The 16,762-nt window shown below is 61.4% G+C and carries 17 protein-coding genes; all 17 read left to right on the forward strand.

The genetic code is table 11. The features are described 5' to 3' along the window. Positions 1-281 precede the first annotated feature (281 nt). The 17 genes from ACFSR7_RS33840 to ACFSR7_RS33920 all read left to right on the forward strand — a co-directional run bounded on the left by ACFSR7_RS33840 (position 282) and on the right by ACFSR7_RS33920 (position 16,700). Positions 282-1,520: an ATP phosphoribosyltransferase regulatory subunit gene (locus ACFSR7_RS33840; protein ID WP_378169052.1), complete on the forward strand. Its 1,239-nt coding sequence runs from the start codon at positions 282-284 to the stop codon at positions 1,518-1,520. Beyond that, complete coding sequence (gene hisG / locus ACFSR7_RS33845) at positions 1,517-2,158, forward strand: ATP phosphoribosyltransferase (RefSeq protein WP_378169053.1); 642 nt, start codon at positions 1,517-1,519, stop codon at positions 2,156-2,158. The genes ACFSR7_RS33840 and hisG overlap by 4 nt, the downstream gene beginning before the upstream one ends. Before the next feature lie 87 nt (positions 2,159-2,245). Next, entirely contained in the window at positions 2,246-3,535 is a 1,290-nt protein-coding gene (gene hisD / locus ACFSR7_RS33850) for a histidinol dehydrogenase (protein WP_378169054.1), read from the forward strand. After that, positions 3,536-4,150, forward strand: a complete 615-nt coding sequence (hisB, locus tag ACFSR7_RS33855; RefSeq protein ID WP_378169055.1) for an imidazoleglycerol-phosphate dehydratase HisB — start codon at positions 3,536-3,538, stop codon at positions 4,148-4,150. It abuts the gene before it with no gap. Between the two features lies 1 nt (position 4,151). Further along, on the forward strand, positions 4,152-4,769 hold the full coding sequence (gene hisH / locus ACFSR7_RS33860) for an imidazole glycerol phosphate synthase subunit HisH (RefSeq protein ID WP_378169056.1): 618 nt from the start codon (positions 4,152-4,154) through the stop codon (positions 4,767-4,769). 177 nt (positions 4,770-4,946) lie between these two features. After that, entirely contained in the window at positions 4,947-5,678 is a 732-nt protein-coding gene (hisA, locus tag ACFSR7_RS33865; protein ID WP_378169057.1) for a 1-(5-phosphoribosyl)-5-[(5-phosphoribosylamino)methylideneamino]imidazole-4-carboxamide isomerase, read from the forward strand. A 171-nt stretch (positions 5,679-5,849) separates the two neighbouring features. After that, positions 5,850-6,608: an imidazole glycerol phosphate synthase subunit HisF gene (gene hisF / locus ACFSR7_RS33870; protein ID WP_378169058.1), complete on the forward strand. Its 759-nt coding sequence runs from the start codon at positions 5,850-5,852 to the stop codon at positions 6,606-6,608. After that, complete coding sequence (hisIE, locus tag ACFSR7_RS33875; protein WP_378169059.1) at positions 6,605-7,264, forward strand: bifunctional phosphoribosyl-AMP cyclohydrolase/phosphoribosyl-ATP diphosphatase HisIE; 660 nt, start codon at positions 6,605-6,607, stop codon at positions 7,262-7,264. The genes hisF and hisIE overlap by 4 nt, the downstream gene beginning before the upstream one ends. Positions 7,265-7,501: 237 nt before the next feature. Next, complete coding sequence (locus ACFSR7_RS33880) at positions 7,502-8,452, forward strand: ribose-phosphate diphosphokinase (RefSeq protein ID WP_378117623.1); 951 nt, start codon at positions 7,502-7,504, stop codon at positions 8,450-8,452. 304 nt (positions 8,453-8,756) lie between these two features. Then, the gene (locus tag ACFSR7_RS33885; RefSeq protein WP_378169060.1) at positions 8,757-10,496 is read left to right on the forward strand and encodes a tetratricopeptide repeat protein; all 1,740 of its coding nucleotides are present in this window, start codon (positions 8,757-8,759) and stop codon (positions 10,494-10,496) included. A gap of 58 nt (positions 10,497-10,554) precedes the next feature. Beyond that, positions 10,555-11,505, forward strand: coding sequence for a thioredoxin-disulfide reductase (trxB, locus tag ACFSR7_RS33890; RefSeq protein ID WP_378169082.1), 951 nt, complete (start codon positions 10,555-10,557; stop codon positions 11,503-11,505). An 84-nt stretch (positions 11,506-11,589) separates the two neighbouring features. Further along, the gene (locus ACFSR7_RS33895; RefSeq protein ID WP_378169061.1) at positions 11,590-12,540 is read left to right on the forward strand and encodes an ROK family glucokinase; all 951 of its coding nucleotides are present in this window, start codon (positions 11,590-11,592) and stop codon (positions 12,538-12,540) included. Between the two features lie 71 nt (positions 12,541-12,611). After that, entirely contained in the window at positions 12,612-13,511 is a 900-nt protein-coding gene (gene rapZ, locus ACFSR7_RS33900; RefSeq protein ID WP_378117629.1) for an RNase adapter RapZ, read from the forward strand. Further along, positions 13,504-14,490, forward strand: a complete 987-nt coding sequence (locus ACFSR7_RS33905) for a gluconeogenesis factor YvcK family protein (protein WP_378169062.1) — start codon at positions 13,504-13,506, stop codon at positions 14,488-14,490. Before rapZ ends, ACFSR7_RS33905 begins: the two co-directional genes overlap by 8 nt. A 7-nt stretch (positions 14,491-14,497) precedes the next feature. Beyond that, positions 14,498-15,433 (forward strand): DNA-binding protein WhiA, encoded by a 936-nt coding sequence (gene whiA, locus ACFSR7_RS33910; protein WP_378169063.1) that lies wholly within the window; start codon positions 14,498-14,500, stop codon positions 15,431-15,433. Positions 15,434-15,535: 102 nt separating this feature from the next. Then, positions 15,536-15,805, forward strand: a complete 270-nt coding sequence (locus tag ACFSR7_RS33915) for an HPr family phosphocarrier protein (protein WP_090117078.1) — start codon at positions 15,536-15,538, stop codon at positions 15,803-15,805. Between the two features lie 124 nt (positions 15,806-15,929). Then, on the forward strand, positions 15,930-16,700 hold the full coding sequence (locus ACFSR7_RS33920) for an SIMPL domain-containing protein (RefSeq protein ID WP_378169064.1): 771 nt from the start codon (positions 15,930-15,932) through the stop codon (positions 16,698-16,700). Positions 16,701-16,762 lie beyond the last annotated feature (62 nt).

Raw genomic sequence — 16,762 nt, forward strand, 5'->3', positions numbered from 1 at the left:
CGCGTGGCAGGGACAGGCCGGACGAGCTGGGATCGGCGGGAACCGGGGTTGGCGAGCAGGCCGGCCGGCGGTTCTTTTTGCTGTCGCTTGCAGGAAACATGCCGAAGCTGCCCAGCTTGACGCTTGCAGGCGTTCGTGATAAAGTGAGACTTAAATCTTTACTTTGGCAGTATGGTAACATGGTATCGCTTTAACGTATTAAAGTTTATGAAGAAAAAGTATTGCATTAAATTGAAGTAAAAGGCGGCTTTGGCCGCCTCATTATAGCGAGGTGTTTTGTCGTGTCCAAACCCAAAGGCTTCGAAAAGCCGATCGGCGTCAAGGACTATCTGCCCCATGCGGTCGCCAAGCTGAGGCGTATCGAGCATGAGGTATTGGCGTGCATGCGAGGCTGGGGCTACGAGCAGATTCTGACCCCTACGATCGAATATTACGATACGGTAGGCGTGGCGAGCGCGACCTCTGATCAGAAGCTGTTCAAGCTGCTCAATCAGCGGGGGACGACGATCGTGCTTCGCTCCGACGTTACGGCGCCGATCGCGCGCGTTGCTTCGTCGCTGCTCAAGGATCATCCGTTTCCGCTGCGGCTCAGCTACCACGCGAACGTCTTCCGCGCCTTCGAGGAGGAAGCGGGACGCGAAGCGGAGTTTTTCCAGACCGGCGTCGAATTGATCGGCGATCCCTCCCCGGAGGCCGACGCGGAAGTGATCGCGCTCGCCATCGCCTCGCTGAAGGCCGCGGGCGTGCCTTCCTTCAAGATCGCGGTCGGCCACGTCGGCTTCCTGAACGGCCTGTTCGAGGATACGCTGCCTGGACGTGCGGAAGCGCAGGAGCGGCTGAAGGAGTGCCTGCTGCAGCGCGATTATGTCGGCTACCGGACGGCGCTTGGGGAGCTGCTGCTCGAGGAATCCGTGCATCGCGAGCTTGAGGGATTGTTGCGGCTGCGCGGCGGCCAAGAGATTTGCGAGCGGGCACTGGAGCTTCGCGTGAGCGACGGCGCGCGCGAGGCGATCCGCCATCTGTGCGAAATGTGGGACGTACTCGGCGCCTATGGCGTCCAGGACCATGTCCTCATCGACCTGACGATGATCGGCGACATTTCCTATTATACGGGCATGACGTTCGAGGGCTATGCGTCTCAGCTCGGCTTCCCGGTGTGCAGCGGCGGACGTTACGACAACCTGCTGGCGCAGTTCGGCAGGCCGGCGCCAGCGACGGGATTTGCGCTCAAGACGACGCGCATGCTCGAGGTTGCCGAGGTCGGCCAGGAAGAGCCGGTACGCGCGCTCATCCGCTACGCGCCGGCACGCAGAAGCGAAGCGCTGGAGAAGGCTGCCGGCTTGCGGGCGGAGGGGCTGGCGGTCGTGACCGAGGGCATCGCGCAGACCGGCGAGGACCGGAGCGCGGACGACGGAGCTGGAGGCGCGCTCGCCTCGGCGCAGAATGGGCGTTACGAATATAAAGGCACCGTTTACGATCAAGTGTTCACGTTCGACGAGAAGGGAGGGGATCCGCAATGACGGACGGCAACGCAGTATTGAAGGTCGCGATGCCCAAAGGGCGTATCTACAAGCAGGCGAGCAAGCTGTTCCGGCAGGCGGGACTCCCGATTCCGGAGGACTTCGACGACTCGCGCCGGCTCATCATTCCGGTGCCGGAAGCCAATATGGAGTTTATCATGGCCAAGCCCGTTGACGTGCCGACCTACGTCGAATATGGCGTCGCGGACATCGGCATCGTCGGCAAGGACGTGCTGATGGAAGAGAACAAGGATGTCTACGAGCTGCTCGATCTGGGTATCGCCAGGTGCCGGATGTCGGTCATCGGGCTGCCGGACTGGGCGCCGGACATTCATCCGCGGGTGGCGACGAAGTATCCGCGGGTAGCGTCCCAGTATTTCCGCGAGCGCGGCCAGCAGGTAGAGGTCATCAAGCTGAACGGCTCGATCGAGCTGGCGCCGCTCATCGGCCTGGCCGATCGGATCGTGGACATGGTCGAAACGGGCAAAACGCTCGAGGAGAACGGGCTGGTCGAGAGGGAGACGCTGTTCCAGGTGACAAGCCGGCTGATCGCGAATCGCGTCAGCTACAGGCTGCAGAACGCGGCCATCCAGTCGCTGTGCGACAGACTGTCCGATACGCTCGCCGCGAAGACCTAGCGCTTGGCATTGGATTGGCTTTGGCTTTGGCTTTGGCTTTGGCTGGGGGCAAGGATAAGCAATTAAGAAATGGCAGGGGGAGAGCGCATGTACAAAGGGCCTGCGAGCGGCTTTAAGCTGGAGCGGGAGAGCGATTACGGCTCGCCGGAGCAAAATGCGGCGGTCGCCGAGATCGTAGCGGCGGTCCGTTCCGAAGGAGATGCCGCGCTGCTGCGGTACACCGAGGCATTTGACCGCGTGCGGCTGGAATCATCGCAATTGCGCGTGACGGAGTCGGAGATCCAGTCCGCGTACGAACGCGTCGAGCCTGAATTTCTGGATGCGCTGCGCCGGGCGGCGGCGAACGTCACTGCGTTTCACGAGAAGCAGAAGCGTCAATCGTGGATCGACGTGCAGCCGGACGGCACGATGCTCGGGATGTCGCTGCGCCCGCTCGCTCGGGTAGGCTTGTACGTGCCCGGGGGCAAGGCGGCCTACCCGTCGTCGGTGCTCATGAACGTGCTGCCCGCCAAGGTCGCTGGCGTGCCGCAGATCGCGATGGTTACGCCGCCCGCCACGGGCGGACGCGAGGGCATCGACCCGTACATTCTCGTCGCGGCCGCCGAAGCCGGCGTCACCGAGATGTACCGGGTCGGAGGCGCCCAGGCCGTAGCCGCGCTGGCGTACGGCACGGAGAGCATCCCGGCCGTGGACAAGATCTGCGGCCCCGGCAACATCTACGTGGCGCTGGCGAAGCGCGCCGTGTTCGGCGCCGTCGACATCGATAGCATCGCCGGGCCGAGCGAGATCGTCGTGCTGGCGGACGACAGCGCGGATGCGCGCTTCGTCGCCGCAGACATGCTGTCGCAGGCAGAGCATGACGAGATGGCGTCGGCGATGCTCGTGACGCCGTCGGAGAGGCTTGCGCGCGAGGTCGAAGCGGAGCTCGCGCGGCAGGTTGCCACGCTGCCGCGGCGCGAGATCGCCGAGCGGTCGCTCGAGCAATACGGCGCGATTCTGACGGTGAACGACCTCGCGGAGGGAATCGACGTCGTGAACAAGCTGGCGCCGGAGCACCTGGAGATTATGACCGAAGATCCGCTCGAGCTGCTCGGGCGCATCGAGAACGCGGGCGCGATCTTCCTCGGCCCGTACAGCTCGGAGCCGGTCGGCGATTATTTTGCGGGACCGAACCACATTTTGCCTACGAACGGCACGGCCAGGTTCTCCTCGCCGCTGAACGTGGACGATTTCGTCAAGAAGTCGAGCCTCATCCGGTACAGCCGCGAGGCGCTGCGCCGGGACGCGGCGGGCATCGCATCGCTGGCGCGGCACGAAGGCTTGGAAGCACATGCGAGAGCGGTAGAAATTCGCTTCAAGGAAGGCGGAGATCAATAAATGGCACAGGACAACAACATCGCGGCCGGAGCTAGAAGCGCCGAAGTCGCGCGCAAGACGAACGAAACGGACATCAAGCTGGCATTCGGCGTGGACGGCTCGGGCGACGTGAACCTGGAGACGGACGTTCCTTTTCTTAACCATATGCTCGATCTGTTCGCCAAGCACGGCCAGTTCGACCTGAAGGTCGAGGCGCGCGGGGACGTCGACATCGACGATCACCACACGGTGGAAGACATCGGCATCTGCCTCGGGCAGACGCTGCGGGAAGCGCTCGGCGACAAAGCCGGCATCAAGCGCTACGCCAGCGTATTCGTGCCGATGGACGAGGCGCTTGCGCAGGTCATCGTCGACGTAAGCAACCGTCCGCACTTCGAGTACCGCGCGGAATATCCTTCGCAGACGGTGGGCAGCTTCAGCACGGAGCTCGTGCATGAATTTCTGTGGAAGCTGGCGCTCGAGTCGCGGATTACGCTGCACGTCATCGTTCACTACGGCAAAAATACGCACCATATGATCGAGGCGGTGTTCAAGGCGCTGGGACGCGCCCTGGACGAGGCAACGCAGATTGATCCGCGCGTGAAGGGCGTGCCGTCGACGAAGGGAGTGCTGTAAGATGATCGCGATCGTCGACTACGGCATGGGCAACCTGCACAGCGTGAGCAAGGCGGTCGAGCGTCTGGGGCGCGAGGCGCTGGTCACGTCTTCGCGGGAGGAGATTCTCGCGGCGGACGGCGTCATCCTGCCGGGCGTCGGCGCTTTCGGCGACGCGATGCGCAACCTGCGAGAGACCGGGCTGGACGCGGTCGTCCGCGAGTCGGCGGCTGCGGGACAGCCGCTGCTGGGCATCTGCCTGGGCATGCAGCTGCTGTTCGCGGAGAGCGAGGAGCACGGCACGCACGAGGGGCTCGGCCTGCTGCCGGGCCGAGTCGTGCGGTTCCGCGGCGACTACAAGATCCCGCATATGGGGTGGAACGAGCTTAGCTTCGAGCAGCCGTCGCATCCGCTGTTCGAGGGGCTCGCGCCGGGACATGTGTACTTCGTTCATTCGTTCCATGCGCTGCCGGAGCGGCGGGAGGATCTACTGGCGACGGCGGACTATCATCAGCCGGTGACGGCGATCGTCGGGCGGGACAATGTGAGCGGCATGCAGTTCCATCCCGAGAAAAGCGGCGATCTGGGCGTGGCGCTGCTGCGCAGGTTCGTGGAAATCGCGGAAGGCGCGAAGGCTTAAGAACGTAGCTGATGCTTGAACGTGTTATAAGCGAGAAAAGCGAGGCAGCAGAAAATCAAGCGCGCTGTAAACACAATAAGTGAGCTTGCAGTGGCTGGTCGTACGAGGGCATGTGCGCTAACCACAAAGCGCGCGGCTGCAGGCTCGAGGAATGTCAACAAGTTGGAGGTCATCCCTTTGTCCAATTTCATCATCTACCCGGCCATCGACATCCGCGGCGGCAAAGCCGTCCGTCTGGTGCAGGGCGACTATAACCGCGAGACGGTGTACAATGACGATCCGGTGTCCGCGGCCAAAGATTGGGAAGCGCAGGGCGGCGAATGGGTGCATCTCGTCGATCTGGACGGCGCCAAAGCCGGCCACCCGGTCAATGACGAGCTGATCGGCCGGATCGCGCGTTCCGTGCAAGTGCCCGTGCAAGTGGGCGGCGGCCTCCGGACCGAAGCGGACGTGGAGCGGCTGCTGTCGCTCGGCGTATCGCGCGTTATTCTGGGGACGGCGGCGATCGAGGACCGCGCCTTCGTATCGAAGGTGCTGGCGAAGCATGGCGGCAAGGTGGCGATCGGCATCGACGCGCGCGACGGCTTTGTAGCGACGCGTGGCTGGCTCGAGACGTCGCAGGTGCGCGCGGAAGATCTGGCCCAGGAACTGGCCGCCGAAGGCGCGGAGACGTTCATTTTCACCGACATCTCCCGCGACGGGATGATGGGCGGACCGAACGTCGAAGCGATCGTACGCCTGGCGCAAATATCGGGCCGCACGGTCATCGCTTCAGGCGGCGTCAGCAGGCCGGAGGATCTGGCGAACCTGTCGAAGCATGCGGCGGACGGCGTCGGCGGCGCGATCGTCGGCAAAGCGCTCTATACGGGCAGCATCTCGCTGGCTGAAGCGGTCGCTGCTTACAAATAAGCGGAGGTGCGACATGGCCGGCGCCGGACAGGCGTCGCCATATCGCAGTTAGAGCCGCGCACGACGCGGCTGACAAAACGATTAGCTGCATCACTGCAGCGTATCGCAAACGCCAGGCGTTCGCCGGACGACACGTCTTAGGCGGGCGCTTTGCGGACTGGAGGCAAGCTTATGTTGGCAAAACGCGTCATTCCCTGCCTCGACGTCAAGGACGGGCGGGTCGTCAAAGGCGTCAATTTCGTTAACCTGCGCGATGCGGGGGACCCTGTCGAGCTGGCAGAGATCTATGATCGCGAAGGCGCCGACGAGCTGGTGTTTCTCGATATCTCGGCTTCGGTCGAGGGCCGCGCCACGATGGTCGACGTCGTGCGCAGGACGGCAGGCGAGATCACGATTCCGTTTACCGTGGGCGGCGGCATCTCTACGGTCGAGGACATGAAGCGGCTGCTCCGCGCCGGAGCGGACAAGATCGGGATCAACACGGCGGCGATCCGCAATCCCGATCTCATCTCGGACGGCTCGCGCGTATTCGGCGCGCAGTGCATCGTTGTCGCCATCGACGCAAAGTACAACGTCGAGTGGGGCGAATGGGAGATCTTCACGCACGGCGGACGCAATCCGACGGGCATCCGGGCGGTCGCCTGGGCGCAAGAAGCCGAGCGGCGCGGCGCAGGCGAGCTGCTGCTGACGAGCATGGACGCCGACGGCACCAAGGACGGATTCGACAACGCGCTGACGCGCGCCGTGTCCGACAGCGTAGGCATTCCCGTCATCGCCTCGGGCGGCGCGGGCAACGCCTCGCACTTCGCGGACGCCTTCTCGCAGGGGCACGCGGACGCGGCGCTCGCCGCGAGTATTTTCCACTACAAAGAAGTGACGATCCGCGAAGTTAAGGACGCCCTGCGGAGCCAAGGAGTGAATGTGAGATGAGCGAGACGCTGACGGATTCGATCAAATGGGACGCGGACGGGCTAGTGCCTGCGATCGTGCAGGACGCAGTCAGCAAGGAAGTTCTCATGATGGCCTATATGAACAAGGAATCGCTCGCCCTGACGCTGGAAAAAGGGGAAGCGGTGTTCTGGAGCCGTTCGCGGCAGGAGCTGTGGCACAAAGGCGCGACGAGCGGCAATACCCAAAAGGTCGTGTCGCTGCGCTACGATTGCGACGGCGACACGCTGCTGGTCCAGGCGGTCCCGAACGGCCCGGCATGCCATACCGGCAGCTACAGCTGCTTCTACCGGGATGCGTCCGGCGAGCTTCCACAGGAATCGCTGCCTGCAGCCGACCGCTTCGCGCCGCTCTCCGAGCTGGAGTCGACGATCGCGAAGCGGCACGCCGAACGGCCGGAGGGCTCGTATACGACGTATCTTTTCGATAAAGGTCTGGACAAGATTCTGAAAAAGATCGGCGAGGAGACCGCGGAGGTCATCATTGGCGCGAAGAACCACGACAAGGCGGAGACGCGTGCGGAAGCGGCCGATCTCATCTTCCACTTGATGGTGCTGCTGCGCGAGGAAAACATCCCGCTCGACGATGTGCTTCAAGAGCTGGAGTTCCGCCACCGCAAGCCGACCAAAAAGAACTGACTGTGCAGCCGCCGGTCCCCATTTCCGCGAGGAGCATGGAGGCCGGCGGCTTGCCTTTGCGACGGCGATAGGACCGGATTCGACTCGCTTGGCGCGAAAAGTGACGAAAATGTGCCAATTGAATCGAATTACCAGTCGATATATGACACAGAACCCTTTGGCTATCCTACCGGCGTCATGTATAATAGAGGGGATAAATGCGGCGATGCCGCTAGTGAAAAATCTTGGAGGCGCACAATGTACAGCAGCAAGCTTCGTATTTTTTCCGGATCGTCGAATCCCGTGCTGGCGGAGAAGATCGCCGAGCAGCTCGGGCTGCCGCTAGGCAAGATTACGCTGTCTCGCTTCAAGAGCGGCGAAGTGTACGTGCACTACGAGGAGACCATCCGCAACTGCGACGTGTTCCTCGTGCAATCTTTGTCACATCCGATCAATGACTTCTTCGTAGAGCTGCTGATCATGATCGACGCGGCCAAGCGGGCATCGGCGCGTACGATCAACATTGTGCTCCCTTACTATGGATATGCCCGTCAAGAGCGCAAGGCAGCGCCGCGCGAGCCGATCTCGGCGAAGATGGTCGCGGACGTGCTGACGACGGTCGGCGCGACCCGGATCGTCACGATCGACCTGCACGCGCCGGCAATTCAAGGCTTCTTCAACATCCCGGTCGATCACTTGACCGCGCTGGATCTGATCAGCGATTATCTGCGGGCGAAGAACATCCGCAATCCGGTCATCGTATCGCCGGACGCCGGACGAGCCTCTACGGCGGAGAAGCTGGCCAACCAGCTCGATTCTCCGTTCGCGATCATGATCAAGAAGCGCCCTGCGCACAACGAATCGGTCATTACGCACGTCATCGGCGAAGTCGAGGGCTTTACCCCGATTATCATCGAGGACATGATCGACACCGGTACGACGATCGTGAACGTCGTCGAGGGTCTCAAGGAGCGCGGCTCCGAGGACGTATACGTCTGCGCGACGCATCCGCTCTTCTCCGGCAATGCCCTGCAGAAGCTCGATCATCCGAGCATCCGCGAGGTCGTCGTGACGGATTCGATCCTGCTGCCCAACGACCGCTCCGACCGCTTCAAGGTGCTGTCCGTAGCGCCTATGCTGGCCGAAGCGACCCGCATCATCACCGAAGGCGGCTCGATCAGCACGCTGTTCAAGACGGCGGGCGTCTGACCCTAAGCAAAGCATGCTAGGCGCGGCAACCTGCGCGATTTGCGCAGGGGCCGCGTTTTTATTTGCCCGGCAGCCGCAGTAGGCAAGGCAGAGACGATACGCGCTGCGCATGTTGGCGGACGAGCCGCGACACGCCCGGGCGGTCCTTTTTCATTTGATGGATGGCATTGCTGTGTTATAATCGGTTTAACCTGTTCCGGTCCGGCCGAGGACCGGCGGCTCGCCGCGTGCGGCAGCCAACGAAGTGCGATGTCTGACGCAAGACGAACAAACTATTATACGACCGGAGGGAGGTGCCTTGACGATGAATCCGCGCAAGCGTATGGTCGCCGGCCGCCGCACCAAAGTCATTCCGTTGTCGCTGGACGCGACGTTTTTCTTTGAGCGCGCCGTCCAGTCGCTGGATCGCTTTCATTACGACAAGGCGCTGAAGTATTTCCGCCGTGCCGTCGAATACGAGCCGGAGAATCCGGTGAATCATTGCAATATGGCGGGCATCCTGTCCGAGATGGGGCGCTACGAGGAGTCCAACGACATCCTGCGATCGGTGCTCGAACGCATCGATCCGGGCATGACGGAGTGCCATTATTATCTGGCGAACAACTATGCGAATATGGAGCTCTTCGAGGCGGCCGAGGAATCGCTCGTCACGTATTTGGAGAACGATCCCGACGGGCAGTTCCTCGACGAGGCGGACGAATTGCTGGACCTGCTGGTCTACGAGCTCAAGCGTCCGACCAAGCTGTCCACGATCAAGGCCAAGGAAAGTCTTTACGAGCACGACAAGGCGAGGGAGCTGCTGGAGGCGGGACGTTTCTCCGAGGCCGTGCGGCTGCTGGAGGACATCCTGGTTCAGAAGCCGGATTTTCTCGCCGCGCGCAACAATCTGGGGCTTGCCTATTACTACATGGGCTTGTTCGACAAGTCCGTGCAGACGATCGGCGAGGTACTCAAGACGGAGCCGGGCAATTTGCACGCGCTTTGCAACCTGGCTATTTTCTATCAGCACGTGAACCGGCGAGAAGATCTTGCGTCGCTGCTCAGCCTGCTGAAGAAGACGATCCCGATTCATCCCGAGCACGTATTCAAGCTGGGCACGACGATGGGAATCGTCGGCGAGCACCGCGAGGCGTACGTTCACTTCACCAGGCTGCTGCGCAAGGGCGAGCTGTCCGCGGAGCCGAGCCTGCATCACTTCGCGGCCGTCGCATCGGCGAACATCGGACGGTTCGACGAGGCGGAGCGCCATTGGCTGCAGGCGAGGCGTCTGGACGCGTCGCCTGCCGTCGCTGATTTCTATTTGGGCAAATTGGCTAAGGTAAGACAGGGAGAAGCGAGTCCGCCGACCCAGTACCACTACCATATGCCGTTCGACGAGCAGTTCCGCGAGTGGGAAAAGCACCCTGAGCGGATCTCCGAGACGCTCAAGAAGGATCCGCTCGTGCGCTCCTCGTTCTTCTGGGCGCTGCGCCACGGCGATCGCCGGACCAAGATGCAGGTCATCCAGGCGCTGGGCCTGGTCGCCGATGAAGAGGTCATTGAGGCGCTGAAGGCGTTTCTCGTCGACGCGGAGGAAGAGGACGATCTGAAGCGCGTCGCCGTGCTGGTGCTGCGCTCGATCGGCGTCGAGGACGCACTCTCGGTCGTCTTCGACGGCCGGTCGCTCATGCTCGACGCGAGGCGCAGGTCCGCCAGGCTGCCGGTATGGGACAGCGACTGGCAAGGCGTGCTCGAGCAGGCGATGGAGCGGATGGCCGGGCGGTACGACGTCGTGCAGCAGCACGACATGATGACGCTGTGGGTCGACTATCTCTCGCGCGTCTACCCGGACGTGCCCAAGCTTCGCAATGCGGCAGGGTGGGCTGCGGCGCTCGAGTATTGGACGGCGAAAATGCACCGCAGGAGCATTACATACGCCGAGCTGATGGACGTATACGGCGCTTCGCAGGCTAGCATCAGCCGTTATGCGGGACGAATCGATGAGGCTTGCGGCATTCGCGAAAAGCTGAAGCTGACGAATCGTGCATTTCAGGATCGCTCTTAATGAAGAACCGATCCCTACTATCTCAACAATAGGCCGAGGAGGACCAGGACGCATGACTATCTACAAGAGCATCGTAATCGGAACAGGACCGGCGGGCCTCACGGCCGCCATCTATTTGGCGCGCGCGAACATGAACCCGCTGGTCATCGAAGGCCCGGAGCCGGGCGGACAGCTGACCACGACGACCGAGGTCGAGAACTTTCCCGGCTTCCCCGAAGGCATTATGGGACCCGATCTGATGGCCAACATGCGCAAGCAAGCGGAGCGATTCGGCGCGCAGTTCCGCACGGGATGGATCAACTCGGTCGAGCTCGGCGAGCGGCCGTTCACGCTTCATCTTGAAGGCGGCGAGACGCTGAAGGGCGAGAGCCTCATCATCTCCACCGGCGCGTCGGCCAAGTATCTGGGCATCACCGGAGAGAAGGACAACGTCGGACGCGGCGTCAGTACTTGCGCGACCTGCGACGGATTTTTCTTCCGCAACAAGAAGATTATCGTCGTCGGCGGCGGCGACTCCGCGATGGAGGAAGCGAACTTCCTGACGCGCTTCGCCTCGGAGCTGACGCTGGTCCACCGCCGCGAAGAGCTGCGCGCTTCGAAGATCATGCAGGACCGCGCACGCGAGAATCCGAAGATCGATTGGGGACTCGACAAGACGCCGCTTGAGGTCGTTGCAGGCCCGCTGGGCGTCACCGGCCTGAAGGTCCGCGACAACAAGACGGGCGAAGAAGAAGTGCTGGCAACGGACGGCGTTTTCATTGCCATCGGCCATACGCCGAACACGAAGTTCCTCGGCGGTCAGGTCGAGACCGACGAGAACGGCTATATCGTGACGAAGCCGGGTTCTTCGGAGACGAACATTCCTGGCGTATTCGCTTGCGGCGACGTGCAGGATACCAAGTACCGTCAGGCGATCACCGCCGCGGGCAGCGGCTGCATGGCCGCGCTCGATTGCGAAAAGTACCTCGAGGGCAGCATGGTTCACGACTGGAGCCAGACGCTGGGCTGATCGGCAGTTGGAGGCGCGTCGGCCTTGGGGCCGGCGCTTCTCGCGTGATGACTTATCCAATACTTTCAAGAGGTGTCTAACACTATGTCTCAATCGCTATACGTTGGCGTCGACCTGGGCGGCACGACGATCAAGATCGGTCTTTGCAACCACCTAGGCGAGCTTTTGCGGACCTACGAAGGACCGACCGAGACCGAGCTCGGCACCGACCGCATTTTGGACAATATCGCGGCTTACGTGCATTCACTCGTACCTCCCGGCACACCGGAGTGGGAGCAGATTCACGGCATCGGCATCGGGATCGCGGGCTTCCTCGACATTCCGGGCGGCATTATCAAGTTCTCCGCCAACCTGCCTTTCCGGCAAGTGCCGTTCCGGCATATCATGGAGGAGAAGCTCGGCAAGCCGGTCAAGATCAACAACGACGCCAACGTAGCCGCTTTGGGCGAAGTATGGGGCGGCGCCGGCCGCGGCGTGCAGAATTGCGTGTGCTATACGCTCGGCACCGGCGTCGGCGGCGGCATCATCGTGAACGGCCGGCTGATCGAGGGTTTTAACGGCATGGCGGGCGAGCTGGGCCATATCTCCATCGTCCCCGACCTGGAAGCGATCCAGTGCGGCTGCGGACAGATGGGATGCCTCGAGACGGTATCTTCGGCCACGGGCATCATCCGAATGGCCAATGACGCGGTCGCGCGCGGCGACCGGACCTCGCTGTCCCTGGTCGACAAGATCATGGCGAAGGACGTATTCGACGCCGCCAAGGCAGGGGACGAGGTTTCCCAGCGCATCGTGGCGCGGGCGGCTTTCTATCTGGGCAAGTCGATGGCCGCGCTGGCGGTTATCGTCAATCCGCAGCGGTTCATCATCGGCGGCGGCGTGAGCAAGGCCGGCGAATATTTGTTCGAGCAGATCCGCGAGACATTCGAGAAGTTCTCGACGGATACGGCGAAGGAAGGCGTGGACATCGTCCCTGCCGAACTGGGCAACAACGCAGGCGTCGTCGGCGCGGCTGGACTTTTCTTATACGCTTGATTCGATTGAGAGGCGCCTGCTTGTCCGGTTAACGGCGGTCAGGCGCTTCGCATGTGGCAGGAGGGTTGCACGTGGACACTACGAACTCGACGGTATCAAGACCGACGCTCGTCATCATCACGGGAATGTCGGGCGCGGGCAAGACGATTGCGGTGCAAAGCATGGAGGACCTCGGCTTTTTTTGCGTCGACAATCTGCCTCCGGTGCTGATTCCGAAGTTTGCCGAGCTGATCGATCAATCCCAGGGCCGCATCGGAAAAGTCGCGCTTGTCATCGACCTCCGCGGCCGGGAGTTTTTCACGGCGCTGTCCGAGTCGCTGAATTATATTCGCGAGCACTACACGCTGCACTACGAGATTCTGTTCCTGGACGCGACCGATTCCGTGCTCGTTCAGCGCTACAAGGAGACGCGCCGGCGGCACCCGCTCGCGCCGGAAGGCATGCCGCTCGAAGGCATTCATGCCGAGCGCAAGCTGCTCGAGGATCTGAAGGGCTGGGCGACGCAGGTCGTCGACACGAGCAGCATCAAGCCTGCCCAGCTCAAAGACAAGATCATCTCCCGCTTTACCGAGGAAGGGCGCAATTCGCTCGCCGTCAACGTCACATCGTTCGGCTTCAAGTACGGCGTGCCGATCGACGCCGATCTGATTTTCGACGTCCGCTTTTTGCCGAACCCGCATTACGTGGAAAATCTGCGTCCCAAAACGGGGCAGGATGCCGAGGTTTACGATTACGTCATGAAGTGGCCGGAAACACAGACGTTTCTCGCGAAGCTGCTCGACATGCTGCAGTATCTCATCCCGCTGTACCACAAGGAAGGCAAGAGCCAGGTCGTGATCGGCATCGGCTGCACCGGCGGCAAGCACCGTTCCGTGGCGCTCGCCGAATATCTCGGCCGCATGCTGAGTGCAGGCGAGACCGAGGCGGTCCGCGTCAGCCATCGCGACGCAGAGAGAGACCGTCATGGCTAAGCCGGGGCAGGGCGCGAGAAAGCCGCGTATCGTCGTCATCGGCGGCGGCACGGGATTGTCCGTCATGCTGCGGGGCCTCAAGCAAAAACCGCTTGATATTACCGCGATCGTCACGGTTGCCGACGATGGGGGGAGCTCGGGCATTCTGCGCTCGGAGCTGCAGATGCCGCCGCCGGGCGATATCCGCAACGTGCTCACCGCGCTCGCGGATACCGAGCCGCTCCTGGCCGATATGCTGTCCTACCGTTTCATGGGCGGCGCGGGATTGGCCGGTCATAGCTTGGGCAATCTGATATTGGCGGCGATGACGGACATCTCGGGCGACTTCGTCGCAGGGGTGAGAGAGCTGAGTCGGGTGCTCGCCGTGCGGGGGCGCGTGCTCCCGGCCGCCAATCAGGCGATCCTGTTGAAGGCCGAGATGGAGGACGGCAGCATCGTCGAGGGCGAGTCGCAGATTCCGAAGTCTGGACTCGCGATCCGGCGCGTCTTCATCGAGCCGGCCGATGTCGAGCCGCTTGAGGAAGCCGTCGAGGCGATCGGGGAAGCGGACGCGATTCTGATCGGCCCGGGCAGCCTGTACACGAGCATCATGCCCAATCTGCTCGTGCCCAAGCTGGCGGAGGCGATCCTGAATGCGCAGGCCGTCAAGATTTTCGTATGCAACGTCATGACACAGCCCGGAGAAACCGACAACTACTCGGTCGGCGACCACCTCGATGCGATTCATGCGCATATCGGTCATCATTTATTCGACTATGTCATCGTCAACAATGGGGAGATTCCCCCGCAAGTGCACAGCATGTACGCTGAGCAGGGCTCGGCGGCCGTCCATTTGGACCTGGACGAGGTAGAACGGCGCGGATACAAAGTCATCGCCGATCGCCTGGTGCTGTTCCGAACCTATCTGCGTCATGACGCCGCCAAGCTGAGCGAGCACATCTACCAGCTGGTGGAGGACTGGATGCTGAGGAAGGAGTGAAGGCGACGTGTCGTTCGCCGCACAGACCAAAAAAGAATTGACGCTCATGGAGTCCGAAGGCTGCTGCGATATCTCCGAGCTGTCGGCGCTGATCCGGATGAACGGCGCGGTGTCGCTGACCAACAAGCGGATCGTGCTGGACATCTCGACGGAAAACGCAGCCATCGCCCGGCGTATTTATACCCTGATGAAGCGGCACTACTCCGTGCCGACCGAGCTGCTCGTTCGCAAAAAGATGCGGCTCAAGAAAAACAACGTCTATATCGTCCGCGTGCCTGCGGGCGTCGAGCAGCTGCTCGGAGAGCTGAAGATCGCGAGCGCCGGATTCCAGTTCAACTCGGATATCGACAAGGATCTCGTGCGCAAGTCCTGCTGCAAAAAAGCCTACCTGCGCGGCGCCTTCCTCGCCGGCGGATCCGTGAACAATCCGGAGGGCTCGTCTTACCATCTGGAGATCGCCTCCATGTACGAGGAGCACTGCCAAGCGCTCGTGGAACTCGCGAACAAGTTTCATCTGAACGCCAGGTTCATCGAACGCAAAAAGGGCTTCATATTGTACATCAAGGAAGGCGAGAAAATCATCGAGTTCCTTAGCATCATCGGCGCGCACCAGGCCTTGTTCAAGTTCGAGGACGTACGCATCATGCGGGACATGCGCAATTCGGTCAACCGGATCGTGAACTGCGAGACCGCGAATCTGAACAAGACGATCGGCGCGGCCGTCCGCCAGATCGACAACATCAAGCTGCTGCAAAAGGAAGTCGGACTCGAAAACATTCCCGACAAGCTGCGAGAGGTCGCGGAGATTCGCCTCATGCACCCCGACATGAACCTGAAAGAGGTCGGAGATATGCTGAAGGGACAGGTCAGCAAATCCGGCGTAAACCACCGGCTTCGCAAGATCGACGAATGGGCGGAAAAAATACGGGGCGGGGCTTTATAAGCCTGTGGCACAACCAAGCGCTCTAATGCTATAATAGATAACAAACCATGTGCGGTGGGTCCCGTGTACCGGGATGAGAACAAAGACAGGGGGATTCGTTCCATGACGAGACAGCCGGTTGTTGTTCGGCTTAAGACGGGGCTTCACGCCAGACCGGCGGCCTTATTCGTGCAAGAAGCCAATAAATTCTCCTCGGACGTGTTCGTGGAGAAGGAAGACAAGCGTGTGAACGCGAAGAGCATCATGGGTATCATGAGTCTGGCGATCAGCTCGGGCACCGAAGTATCCATTAGTGCGGAAGGTTCGGACGCAGAGCAAGCTGTAACCGCTTTAGTCCAACTGGTCAGCAAGGAAGAGCTGGAGAACCAATAACAAGCAGATGCGCGAGCTCCCGGACGGGGGCTTTTTGCTTTTTTTGGACTTTTTTTGGTTGGGCTGCAACCTTTTGCCTATAATATCCGTTGAGTAGACAAACCTGAATATGGAGGCGTCTATAATGGGTAAAAGGACCGTGCAAGTGGCACTGCTAGCCGTAACGATGGTAGCTGCAGGTTGGTTCGGAGCGACGAAGCTGGGGGCGGATCAAGCATTGGCGGAGACGACAGGCACCGTGCAGGCGGCAAGCGTTCAAAACGCGGTAACGGTAGGAGCCGAAGGCTCGATTAAGGTGGACCCGGACGTGGCTTACCTGAGCTTCGGCGTGGACGCGCGGGGCAAGACGGCGCAGGAGGCACAGCAGGCTTCGGCGGCGAAGTTCGCGGCAGTCGAGAAGACGCTGTACGACACGTACAAGATCGATAAGAAGGACGTGCAGACGACGAACTTCGGCGTGCAGCCGGAGTACAACTACACGGAGAAGGAAGGCCAGGTGCTGAAGGGCTACCTTGCTACGCATTCCGTGCGCGTCGCTTATCGCGATCTCGCCGGCATCGGCAAGCTGCTGGACGCCGTATCCGCGGCAGGCGCGAACCGCATCGACGGCGTGCAGTTCAGCACGGAGAAGCAGGATCAGTACGAGCTCGATGCGCTGAAAAAGGCAATGACCAATGCCGGCGCTAAGGCTTCGGTACTTGCGACGTCCGCCAGCCGCACGCTGGGGCCGGTCATTAACATCGTACAGGGGAATGCGGCGAACGTGCCGATCATTACGGAGAGTTTCGGCATCGTGAAATCGGCAGCGGCTTCTGACGCCGGCGCTTCCTCCTCTGTGCAAAGCGGGCAGATCGAGATCTCGGCATCCGTGACAGTGCAGTACCAGTTGAAATAATAAGCGTCGCGCGCGGCGCTGGAAGGGCCGCTCTCCGGTGGAGGGCGGTTTTTTGCACGTTG

It is taken from the genome of Cohnella sp. GCM10020058, assembly GCF_042683485.1.
GTDB lineage: Bacteria > Bacillota > Bacilli > Paenibacillales > Paenibacillaceae > Cohnella.

Excerpts from the sequence above, each read along its gene's own strand:
- hisG (WP_378169053.1), top strand. The coding sequence starts at position 1,517 with ATGACGGACGGCAACGCAGTATTGAAGGTCGCGATGCCCAAAGGGCGT.
- hisB (WP_378169055.1), top strand. The coding sequence starts at position 3,536 with ATGGCACAGGACAACAACATCGCGGCCGGAGCTAGAAGCGCCGAAGTC.
- ACFSR7_RS33880 (WP_378117623.1), top strand. The coding sequence starts at position 7,502 with ATGTACAGCAGCAAGCTTCGTATTTTTTCCGGATCGTCGAATCCCGTG.
- ACFSR7_RS33895 (WP_378169061.1), top strand. The coding sequence starts at position 11,590 with ATGTCTCAATCGCTATACGTTGGCGTCGACCTGGGCGGCACGACGATC.
- ACFSR7_RS33905 (WP_378169062.1), top strand. The coding sequence starts at position 13,504 with ATGGCTAAGCCGGGGCAGGGCGCGAGAAAGCCGCGTATCGTCGTCATC.
- hisIE (WP_378169059.1), top strand. The coding sequence starts at position 6,605 with ATGAGCGAGACGCTGACGGATTCGATCAAATGGGACGCGGACGGGCTA.
- ACFSR7_RS33920 (WP_378169064.1), top strand. The coding sequence starts at position 15,930 with ATGGGTAAAAGGACCGTGCAAGTGGCACTGCTAGCCGTAACGATGGTA.
- hisF (WP_378169058.1), top strand. The coding sequence starts at position 5,850 with ATGTTGGCAAAACGCGTCATTCCCTGCCTCGACGTCAAGGACGGGCGG.
- hisD (WP_378169054.1), top strand. The coding sequence starts at position 2,246 with ATGTACAAAGGGCCTGCGAGCGGCTTTAAGCTGGAGCGGGAGAGCGAT.
- ACFSR7_RS33915 (WP_090117078.1), top strand. The coding sequence starts at position 15,536 with ATGACGAGACAGCCGGTTGTTGTTCGGCTTAAGACGGGGCTTCACGCC.
- hisH (WP_378169056.1), top strand. The coding sequence starts at position 4,152 with ATGATCGCGATCGTCGACTACGGCATGGGCAACCTGCACAGCGTGAGC.
- ACFSR7_RS33885 (WP_378169060.1), top strand. The coding sequence starts at position 8,757 with ATGAATCCGCGCAAGCGTATGGTCGCCGGCCGCCGCACCAAAGTCATT.